Here is a 693-nt window from a genome sequence, read left to right as displayed (position 1 = left end):
AATCGAGTAGGAGGAGGCCTCGCAGCCTCCGTCCTCTCACACCACCGTACAAGCGTGGGTCGCATACGGCGGTTCCGAATATACTTTCAGTGACTCGTACCCATCTCTTAGTGAGTACAGCCCCAACCCCTCGAACCATTTTATTGGCATGGCGTGATTAACCTGTGGCGTTGAAGCTAGATGCCACCAACCCTTATCTGACATCGCTAGCTTCCACGCATTACGCTCCGTTACACCTTGTCGCTGTAACCATATCGCTATGCTGTGTCTGCGTTTGCGCTGCTTTAGTCGGTAGCACCTTAATCTACGCCGTATCCATTCGTCTAAGCGCTGCATTGCACTTTTACTAACAGTAAGCTTGAAGTAGTGTTGCCATCCTCTTAGATATTGAGTTAACTCCGTGATTATCACCTGTAACTCTCGTCCTCGATTTCGCTTCGTTATCTGACGTACTCGCTTCTTCATTTGAGCTTGTGCCGTCTTCGATATCCCGATTCTTCCGTCTATCTGGAAGCGGTGGCTTAGGTAAGTTCGCTTTGTCACTCTCGTTGCTGCACTTTTCTTACGGTTTACCGTCAGCTTTAGTTTCTGCTCCAAGAACTCCGTTATCGACTCTCTGACTCGATGAGCGGCTTCCTCACTACGCACGTAGATTTGACAGTCATCTGCATATCGACAGAACTTATGCCCTCT

General features: G+C 48.9%; 1 protein-coding gene. It reads right to left on the bottom strand.

Annotated features, from left to right (window positions below):
- Window positions 1–36: 36 nt before the first annotated feature.
- Window positions 37–693: group II intron maturase-specific domain-containing protein (locus tag AB4583_RS13510; protein ID WP_372117731.1), on the bottom strand; the 657-nt coding region annotated here is incomplete at its 5' end.

Source organism: Vibrio sp. 10N.222.49.C12 (assembly GCF_041475025.1).
GTDB lineage: Bacteria > Pseudomonadota > Gammaproteobacteria > Enterobacterales > Vibrionaceae > Vibrio > Vibrio crassostreae_C.
Note: the sequence above shows the minus strand (reverse complement) of the source record. Positions and strands in the feature narration are given on the sequence as shown.